Source organism: Leyella stercorea, assembly GCF_019052365.1.
Taxonomy (GTDB): domain Bacteria; phylum Bacteroidota; class Bacteroidia; order Bacteroidales; family Bacteroidaceae; genus Prevotella.
This window is the reverse complement of the sequence record NZ_JAHQUY010000040.1, coordinates 22,303-29,393: the sequence shown is the minus strand read 5'-3', so window position 1 is coordinate 29,393 and position 7,091 is coordinate 22,303. Positions and strand designations below refer to the sequence as shown.

Here is a 7,091-nt window from a genome sequence, read left to right as displayed (position 1 = left end):
ATAAGTCATTAATTTCGGATTACAGTTTGAACATGTGTTCTTACCAGAGTGTACTGTGGAAGGAGAAGAAGATAGGAATCCTCTATATGTAGCAATCACACGTTCATATAGAGCTTTGTATATCATGCATTCTGGCAACTTGTCGAGTTTGTTTGATGCTGTGCCAAAAGATGTGTATGACACAACGCTGTCAAGTGGTACAAAATTGCAACTTTAAAAGAAACGCTTATGAAACTTTTCATCCCAACATGTACGTTGAATTTCAATAATATCTTCAGCACAGAATCCATATCTCCTAAAGCACACTATGCAACCAGAGGCTTTGGAAATAGAAGATATTATTCTGTTGAGGCAAATAGCCTTGATCTGGCTGTTACTTTGTACTCAAAATACCCAGTATTTCAAGTTGACGATGCCGACTTGGAAAACTATCCTATGGTTATAGAAATAGATACCGATGATTATGAGCCGAATAATTTTAACCTTTCTGGCTCTAATAATGGAATCGAAACTTATACTTGCGCAAGCACGATTTATCTAAATCCATTCCATTGCTTCATCTATTTCGATAGTTATGAGGCACGACAAGGAGTTTTGACAAAAGCAGAGCAAAGCCTTGAGAACAAGTTTTCCAAACTTTATTCTCCTAATCTCAAAATATGGAAACATGAAGTGAAAGGAACTTGGAGTAAGGTCCGGGATTTGTTCGCGAAAACAGAGCAAACAGAGTTTTTGTGGAATGCAACTTATGCACCAACTAAAGCAATTACTTGTTCTGACAATATAGACGATGCATACATTGATCGACTTAAGGGATTTTTGTATTGTTATTTGATTGGTGCTAATTTATCAGTTAGCAAAGAAATTGGTGAACTTAAAGCTATTGCAAAAGTTTTAAGAAACACTTTGTCTGCCGTTATCAATTCTCCAGAACATCGTCCTACAGAGAAACAAGATGACATTTTGGTAGAAAACATCAAGCGTTTTAATGCTATTTTTAAAGAGAAAGACGAAACGGCAAAACAGAATAAAGAGAAAATCGTATATTTTTTGAAGCAGAACCCTTTGGGTATTAGTATTGAAGAATCAGTACGCTTTTTGAAGTATTGCAACGTCTATAATGATTTTTGTAATAAGTTACATCTGTCTCCCATCTATGATGCAAATGATTTATGGACAAGTGTAGAACATGTAACGCAAGATGCTTATACAATGGCTCTCAACAAACTTAACAGAGCAGTTTTGCAAGTAGAGGCAAGCGAACTTTCTAAGAAAGAAAAGAAGCATTTGGCAAACTTGATTCAAGTTGACGCAAACAAGCACATTCATATAGTTGACCCTTCTTTTACGCACGAGTTTTACGAAAAACTTGTGCAGTCTTTATTATACTTGGAATACAAGAAAATTATGAAAGAAAATGGCGTGGAAGAACCACTTGCCATTGCATTTAATGGTGGAAACATCTTACAGCAAATCATGGGTGAGAACTGGAAAAACTCTCCTATCCGTGTTTATGTCAATTCTTTATTGAGTCATTTCCAAGACAACACAGGTTTTGATTTGTTTTCTATAGAAAATGATGTTCCGATTTCCTTTGCTGCATTTTGCCAAAAAGGTGATAATATAGACCGACTAAAAGATTATTTGGTTCAGAATGGTATTGGCAACTATAAGCTTGCCTTTGGACTATATGGAGCAACACGAGGTTTTGCCTCTTTGCCCAAGACATTTACCTCTGCACTAATAAATGGTGTAAAAGACTATTATAAAGAAGTTTGGCTCACTATATATGAGTACCTGTTTGACATTAAAATAAACAATGCGATTTTCCAAGAATCGTCAACAACTTTGCGTCAAAGTTCTATTGGTTCTAAGGTTATTCAGAATATCATAGAAGTAGAGACTGCAACATCTAAACAAGCAAAGATTATAAGTGCTGTGGAAGAAACAGCACGATTGGAGGATGCTGTTCAAAGTCCAAGGGCGTTTATGTTCATTGCTGATGATATTCTCGGAAAGCGAAGCAATGCTTATAAAGCATTGAAAGAAGCAAACTTTGAGAATGATTCAAACCTTTATCATCCTACAGAGTTTAGAAGTAAGATAATGGCTATAGTTGGACCTAAACTCCCGAAAGGAAAAGGTGGTCAAGAAACTATTGCAAAAATAGACAGAATCATCGAGTTGGAAGCAAAGAGACAAGATCCTAAAGCGTTTCTCTATATACTAAATAACTTTTTGAAGCCAAGTGATGCTGCTTACAAGAAAATAGTGAAACTATTACAGCAGGATTCTTTCCATCAAGAAATTAGTAAAGCCTCCAAAATGAAATCAGAAGACAATGAATATGGTCTCCCGAAACTGAAATGTTTTGAAAATTTGCCTTCTAATGTGGTAAGACGATTAGGACAAAATTGGCAATTTACAGGACAATCTTATCCGACAGACATAAAAGAACATATCCGTTATTTCATCAATTTATGCAACAAAGAAGGACGTGGTGAATCCGCGAAGCCTACCTCTTTAACCAGAGTGTTTGTCGATAATATTGGCAAAGTTGTAGAAGCAGAACTTAAAGAATACTATAATGTTCGATAAAATTAATATTATTACAGATATAGGAAACAACGTTGAGGCAACTGCCCCTATAATCATTTCGGCAAGTCGCTCTACTGATATACCTGCCTTTTATGCCAAGTGGTTTTTCAACCGCTTGGCAAAAGGGTATTGTGTTTGGTACAACCCTTTCAACAAGAAGCCTATGTATATTTCTTTCAAAAAAGTAAAGGCTATTGTTTTTTGGACGAAAAATCCCAAGCCAATCCTACCATATCTGAAAGAGTTGGATGAGCGTGGCATTCATTATTACTTCCAAGTAACATTAAATGATTATGTGAAAGAAGGATTCGAACCTAATGTTCCATCTGTAGAGCAACGAGTCGAAACGTTCAAACAGCTATCCGAGATGATAGGAAAAGAAAAAGTTATTTGGCGTTTTGACCCTCTCATCCTAACTCCAGAAATAACTCCAAGAGTCCTCTTGTCTAGAATATGGAAGGTTGGCAATATGCTAAATGGATATACCGACAAACTCGTTTTTAGCTTCGTCGATGTGTTGGCATATCGTAAAGTGCAAAATAATCTGATAAAGGAAACCAAATGCTTTACAAAAGAGAATGTTGGCTTATCAGAAATGAGTCAACAACAACGAACGGAAATAGTTGAGGGATTGGTTAAACTGCGTGACATTTGGAAAGAACAAGGGTGGAATCTTTCTCTTGCAACTTGTGCCGAAAACATAGATTTGGATCAATATGGCATAGAGCATAATCGTTGCATTGACGGTGAGTTAATGAAGGAGCTATTTGCAGATGATGAAGACTTTGTCTACTATCTAAATACTGGTTATCTGCCAGAAAGAGATATGTTTGGACAATTATCTAAGCCACACAAAATCAAAGATGCCAAAGGTATGAAAGACAAAGGGCAAAGAAAGGTATGTGGCTGCATGATTAGCAAAGATATCGGTATGTATAATACTTGCAAGCATTTTTGTGTGTATTGTTATGCCAATACAAGCAAAAAATATGTATTAGAAAACAGCAAATTGCATTCTGATAAAAGTGAAAGTCTATTATAACTATCGTTATGAAAGTATGATGATTTGAAACCAATGGAAATAGATGCATCTACATTTCATTGATTAAAAAGCATAAGAACTTGCTTTGTCTAATTTCAAACAAAGCAAGTTCTTATACTCATTATTTTAACTTATAGTGAGAAGCCTCTTGGCTTTTTTCTTAGAATCGCGCCCAATCCCACCTTTTGTGTTCCGTCCCAATTTGTAAGTTGGTCAGCACAGCCATTGGAGCCACCAAGTGAAACGTATGTGTCTGCACTGCATGACATATAGTCAACAAAAGCGAGAAAGTTGTCAATGGCGTTGTCTGTGAATTGAACTTCATTCGTGGCGAATAGTTTTGTCCAATTAGTGACACATTCTTGCTTGAAGTCTGTAAAACCTTTCCACGACATACCAGATAAGAAACTTTTTGCTGCCGATTCTATACTGGCTTTAGAGTCCAATCCAATATTATACTTTACAGCAGATGCCATAATGCCATAGTATATTAAAGCCGATTCTTTCTCGTTGAAATTGACTCTATCTGTTTTTGCAAAGGATGATAAAGCTTCATGTCCCTCATGGATGAACTTGTCAAGCACTCCTATGTATCTATTTTGCCGAGCCATGCTTTCACGTTTAGCTTCGGCTTCTTGCCGAGCCTTTTCTTTTGCACCTTCCTCCTTTCGTGCTTCCACTCGTCTCCATGCATCAGTCATTTCTGGCTCTTGCCAAATGGCATTCCAACGAGCCTTCAAATCATTGTACATTTCCATAAGTGTGGTATTATAACTTTTGGCACTGGCGAGTTCTTCCTTCGCATAGACAAGTTGAGTAGTCACTCGCTCCACAGCCTTCTCGTCAAGTTGAGAGATGCGTTGTTTGACTTTGTTGTTTTCAGTCTTTAGCGCATCATTCTCGACACGAAGCGACTTGTTCTCCTCTATCTGCTTATTGAGGTTCTGCATATAGTAAGTGTATGTCTTGTTGACAGACTTGCGTACACCTTCATTCTGCTTGTCACGTTCTGCATTAATGGCTGCTACAAGAGCCTTGATTGCAGCGTAGATATTAGCCACACGCTCCTCACGCCACGCCTTTTGTCCTATAAGTGCAGGAATAGGAATGGCAAGTTCTTTCTTTACAGCATTCATTGCTTCTTGAACTGGAGCCTTGATGTTGAGAAAAGGAATGGTCAACTCCTTCTTGTCGATCAGGGCAAGTACAGCATACTTCTCCACTTTGTCAAGAGCGACTTTCGCCTGACGTTCAGCTTCAAGCACCACCTTGTTCTTATGCTTGCGTCCTCGCTTCTCTTCCTCTGAAAGTTCATAATAGGAGAAGCCTCTTGCCAAGCCATACTTATGCCCTACCTTGTTGTAATAGTCAGTATGCAGTTGGGAAAGGTATTGTGATTTGTCCTTTGCTCGCTCTCCCCACACTTTGGCATAAGAGACCTTTTCAACAACACCCTTTGCCGCTTCCGATTTTGTGTAGTTGTCACGTTCTTCTTTTGGAAGTGCTCTCCATTCCTTGGTAGAGAGAACCTTTTCTGGATTATCCTTGTGAATGTACTTGCTTCCGATGCGCCCACGTTTCTTTACTTGTTCAACAGGCACGGTCTGCACATGGGCATGGATGCTTGTCTCGTCACAATGCACATCAAAGCCGATGACATTCTCTTCTCCCCATTTCTCACATGCAAAGCGGTAGGTGTCCAATGCCCAGTCATAGATGCCTTTTTGCAATACAACCTTGCTGTGGTCAGCATTTGGATCTGACGTGTTGAGTTTCTGTTCACCAAAGGCAAGCCTGTTAAGCACATCATGGTCACCACTGAAGATGATGCCGACAGTGCAGTTCGGACTGTTCCTTGAAACTTGGTCGGGACGCTTGGCATCCATATACGGCTTGAAGCCAAGTTCATCAAGTCGATGCTGCAAGCGTTCATGCAACGGCACCGACTGGGAACCAAGAGGCACTATCTTTCCACCCTTGACTATCTCAAAGTTGAGTCTCTTGCGTGAGTAGTTATAATGGTTGTTCTTATCTATGTCTGCGTTTTTTAGTTGGTAACGCTTCTCGTCCCAACCTCTGCGTTCCGCCTCGTTGCCCACTTGGGACGAGAACGATTTCTTGTCTGTGCCTACATGGATGGCGGCACGTGGTATGTTTCTTTCCATAAGAATCTTGTTTGAGTTTGTAACGTAGTTCTTGTATAATTGGAGACAGGTCTCGGGCGGAGCCTGAGCATAACAGAAGGACTTTTTAAGTGAACAGCGTCAGCAGGTGAATCTAAAAGTCCCTATTATGTTTAGGACTTTTTTGAAAGTCCGTCACGCAAGCGTGCTCGCAGATCCTTACCCACTCTGCTATGACTCTTCCACCAACACCAACCCAAGACAGTCTATCAGATGTTGGAGTGGCGGATGTTGCTTTATCAGCCTTTGTAGCGCCATCTGCGGTGTTTCCGTCATCAGCAGGAAGTCTGCAATGTCAAGACCTTTGGTCTTTTGTTCATCGGTGGCATTGTCTTCCAAGATGTTGCTTATGACAACCCTTTTGCAAACAGATTGCAGCAATGGAATTTTTGATTTCCATTTGTCCGTTGCTCCAAGGTCAGGGAATAGAATGATGTCCCGACCTCCCAATACCTTGACAGCGATTTGGTTGAGACAGCCATGCATACCTCCAGTTGCCAGCCAGATGAAATTGGGGATGAAATGTGATGCGATTATGGCAGTTTTTTCGCTCTCGACAATAGCGACCGACATTGTGGGATGCTGTGCCAGCAAATGCTCACCAAAGAAACATTGGCACAAGTTGAAATCTGGAAGATGAAGAAAAGCATGCGCCCATCCAACATAAGAACGTGGCTCTTTCACACGATGTCCGTCTTTGGAATTATATAGCATGACCTTGCCAGTCCTCACCTTATCATCCTTGTCAACTTGCCAATAAATGGTTGAGCCTCCCCACTTATAGGATGTTCCGACATGATACATCTTCATCAGCCTTTCTGTCTCTTGTTCACCAAAGACCTTGGAAAGGTACTGGTATAACGGATTGATTCCGTAATGAGACAAGGAACGCTCCATAATAGCGTTGGCGATATAGGAAATAGGCTTTTCTACGACTTTCTGTTGGATATTCCTTCTTGTCGGATATGGCAATTTGTCCTTAGATAGAAAGTCTGGATGCTCACGGAAATAGTCTTTAGGAGTATAGTGATACCCACAACTATGCTCATGGTCGCATTTGCCTACATTGTCAGGGAAGGACACTTCCCCCTCATCATCTATGTATCTTGTGAAACAACGCTTGCGCTCACAATTCGGGCATGTGTAACGATTACCCGATCTGTATTTCTCCAAGTGAAATCTATACTCGTTCATCATCGTAACTGAAATGAATTATTGGTGAATTTCAGCTTTCAGTTCTTTCATGTTTTCAGTTACGCACTTGTCAA

5 protein-coding genes are annotated in these 7,091 nt (G+C 39.8%); 3 read left to right on the top strand and 2 right to left on the bottom strand.

Annotated elements, in window-relative coordinates; all coding sequences use genetic code 11:
- Positions 1–7 precede the first annotated feature (7 nt).
- Genes KTQ90_RS08355 through KTQ90_RS08345 form a run of 3 tightly spaced genes read left to right on the top strand, consistent with a single transcriptional unit; the run spans position 8 to position 3,640 of the window.
- Entirely contained in the window at positions 8–217 is a 210-nt protein-coding gene (locus KTQ90_RS08355) for an ATP-binding domain-containing protein (RefSeq protein ID WP_217318023.1), read from the top strand.
- An 11-nt stretch (positions 218–228) separates the two neighbouring features.
- Positions 229–2,598: a hypothetical protein gene (locus tag KTQ90_RS08350; protein WP_217318020.1), complete on the top strand. Its 2,370-nt coding sequence runs from the start codon at positions 229–231 to the stop codon at positions 2,596–2,598.
- The gene (locus tag KTQ90_RS08345; RefSeq protein ID WP_217318019.1) at positions 2,588–3,640 is read left to right on the top strand and encodes a DUF1848 domain-containing protein; all 1,053 of its coding nucleotides are present in this window, start codon (positions 2,588–2,590) and stop codon (positions 3,638–3,640) included. Before KTQ90_RS08350 ends, KTQ90_RS08345 begins: the two co-directional genes overlap by 11 nt.
- A gap of 131 nt (positions 3,641–3,771) precedes the next feature.
- Here KTQ90_RS08345 and mobV read toward each other — a convergent pair whose 3' ends face one another.
- Positions 3,772–5,805 (bottom strand): MobV family relaxase, encoded by a 2,034-nt coding sequence (gene mobV / locus KTQ90_RS08340; protein WP_217318018.1) that lies wholly within the window; start codon positions 5,803–5,805, stop codon positions 3,772–3,774.
- 189 nt (positions 5,806–5,994) lie between these two features.
- Positions 5,995–7,017, bottom strand: coding sequence for a DUF6371 domain-containing protein (locus tag KTQ90_RS08335; protein ID WP_217318022.1), 1,023 nt, complete (start codon positions 7,015–7,017; stop codon positions 5,995–5,997).
- Positions 7,018–7,091: the final 74 nt, after the last annotated feature.

Bases quoted from the DNA above. Each gene is read 5' to 3' on its own strand.
- KTQ90_RS08350 (WP_217318020.1), top strand. From the start codon at position 229: ATGAAACTTTTCATCCCAACATGTACGTTGAATTTCAATAATATCTTC.
- mobV (WP_217318018.1), bottom strand. From the start codon at position 5,805: ATGGAAAGAAACATACCACGTGCCGCCATCCATGTAGGCACAGACAAG.
- KTQ90_RS08335 (WP_217318022.1), bottom strand. From the start codon at position 7,017: ATGAACGAGTATAGATTTCACTTGGAGAAATACAGATCGGGTAATCGT.
- KTQ90_RS08345 (WP_217318019.1), top strand. From the start codon at position 2,588: ATGTTCGATAAAATTAATATTATTACAGATATAGGAAACAACGTTGAG.